Source organism: Leisingera sp. F5, assembly GCF_001593695.1.
In genome coordinates, this window is record NZ_LUKH01000384.1 from 1 (window position 1) to 2630 (window position 2630).

The 2630-nt window shown below is 59.0% G+C and carries 2 pseudogenes; both read right to left on the reverse strand.

Annotation, left to right across the window (positions count from 1 at the left end):
- Positions 1–579 precede the first annotated feature (579 nt).
- Positions 580–1607: pseudogene (locus A2I95_RS30655) on the reverse strand (IS110 family transposase).
- A gap of 172 nt (positions 1608–1779) precedes the next feature.
- A pseudogene (locus tag A2I95_RS30660) lies at positions 1780–2630 on the reverse strand (phosphomannomutase/phosphoglucomutase); the annotation flags it as partial.

Below are 2630 nucleotides of genomic sequence, written 5' to 3' on the forward strand. Positions count from 1 at the left end.
AACCAGAGCAGTCCCAGAACCGCGTCGTCAATCTTGTCCTCGTCGATCTCCATGAACAACGGGTATCACATCACAGAGCCAATGGGACCGCGGTCTTCGCCGGAGCCTTACCACTCATCAGGGCAAAATGTGTTGCGGCAGAACGCCGTTCCAGACCAGGATTGAGGGCAAAGAAATCTGGAAGGAAAAGTTCGTGAACTGAACTTGGCCTGACAGACGCCGCCGGAAAACGGCCAACTGTCAGATCACATCTGAACCACTACAGCTTACACTTGGTATGGCGCACCTAAGGGCAGACCTGCCCTTAGATCGTTTGTGTGGATGCCGCTCAGAATGCAAGGCCCGCGTGAGGCTTTCTGAACCTGTGATCGAGTGCGCGCTTGTGTCAGGCCTCCGATTGCGGCTCTTCACATGCGCCGCGGGCCGGGATGGTGGTTCGCGGGCCGGGTCCAACACTTCTCAGCGGGCTGAAAGCCCTGCGAATTACGATGGTTTTCCCTGCCCCGATCCGGTCGATCAGTTGTCCATTCAGCTCATGCCTTCCTCACATCCCCGACGTCCAGAGTCTGGCGTCAGCCTTTATGCTTCAGCCAGAGCCGGAACCCGGTAGTTTTCATCTTTCGTCAGCATCGCCCAGATCTGTCGAGCCATCTTGTTCGCAAGCGCTATGGCGACCAGTATACGCGGTTTGTGTGACATCAATTTCCCGAGCCACGTTTCCTCAGAAATGCCCCCGCGGGAAGCCCCGACTATGGCGGTCATTGCTCCAATCACCAGCAATCGCCGGATATCGTGCTGTCCGGCCTTGGACACCCTGCCTAAGCGCGCCCGGCCGCCCGAAGAATTCTGTTGGGGAACAAGTCCGAGCCATGCGGCAACGTCGCGCCCACGCCGGAACGTTTCCACCGGGGGTGCGAAAGCCTCAATTGCCATGGCGGTGATTGGGCCGACTCCCGGCATGGTTTGCAGGCGTTTGGCGCGATGGCCTTTCTTCGACACTTCAGAGATCTGTTCGTCGAGCGCGCTGATCTGAGCGCCAAGGCTCTTGATCTGCTGCATTCGGCTGCAACAAGCGATCCTTGCGGCGACAGGCAAGCCATTGCTCTCGTCCTCAAGGACTTGGATCAATTTCGGAAGATGCTGCAATCCAACCGGAGCGATGTAACCGAATTCGTAAAGATGCGAACGCAGCGAATTGACCAACTCTATTCTCTGCGCGACTGCCTTCTGGCGGATGCGGAACACCACGGCACGCGCTTGTTGTTGCGCGGTCTTCGGTTCGACAAAGCGCATTTGCGGCCGGGTCGCAGCCTCGGCAATCGCGTCTGCGTCGGCAGCATCGTTCTTCTGCCGCTTGACATACGGCGTGACATATTGCGGTGAGATCAGCTTCACGACATGGCCAGCCTTTTCTAACTCCCGCGCCCAGTAATGCGCTCCAGGACAGGCCTCCATAGCCAGCGTGCAGCCACGGTGTGCCTCCATAAACCGCAGGAACTGCGAGCGCGTGAACTTTTTACGAAACACGACCGCCCCGTCAGCCGCAGCTCCGTGCAACTGAAACACGTTTTTGCGAGATCTATGCCCATTATAGAAACGTTTTCCATGGATGCCTTCTCCTCTCTTGCCTTTGGCTAACAACACCACAAGCTTGGCATATCGCGGTGCCGCCGGGGGAGAGCGGCATCCACCCCATCTTCTCAGCAGAAAGAAAAAGCGCCCGCCGAAGGCGGGCGCGGATCGCCTGCGTTAGCAGGCGAAATACCTCTTGGGTTGGGATCAGATTGTCTGGTCGTAATCGCCGACCAGCGGCTCGGTGCGGATCACCGCGTCGATATCGGCAAAGATCGCCCGCATCTCCGCTTCGCTGTCCGAACTTTCGCAGACCACAACCAGGTTCGGGGTGTTCGACGACGCGCGCACCAGCCCCCAGGAGCCATTGTCCAGGATCACCCGGGCACCGTTCACGGTGACAACTTCCTTGATGGCGCGACCGGCAAGGCTGTCGCCTGCTTCATGCTTGGCCACCAGTTTCTGCACCAGCCGCTCCAAAACGTCGTATTTCTCGGTGTCGGCGCAATAGGGCGACATGGTCGGGGTTGCCCAGGTCTTGGGCAGGGCCTTGCGCAGGTCGGACATCGACTGATCCGGGTTGCGGTCCAGCATCTTGCAGACCTCGACCGCCACCCGCATGCCGCAGTCGTAACCGCGGCCGATGGGTTCCGCCAGGAAGTAGTGGCCGGACTTCTCAAATCCTGCCAGCGCGCCGATTTCCTTGACCCGCCGCTTCATGTGGCTGTGGCCGGTCTTCCAGTAATCGGCAGTGACGCCGTTCTTTTGCAGTTCGGGGTCAGAGGCAAACAGGCCGGTGGATTTCACATCCGCCACAAAGGTCGCGTTCGGATAAAGTTTGGACAGATCGCGCGCCATGATCACGCCGACCTTGTCGGCAAAGATCTCCTCGCCTTCGTCATCCACCAGGCCGCAGCGGTCGCCGTCGCCGTCAAACCCCAGCGCCAGATCGGCGCCCGAGGCCTTTACGCTGTCCGACATGTCATGCAGCATTTCCATCGCTTCGGGGTTCGGGTTGTAATGCGGGAAGGTATAGTCGAGCCGGTTGTGGCTTTCGA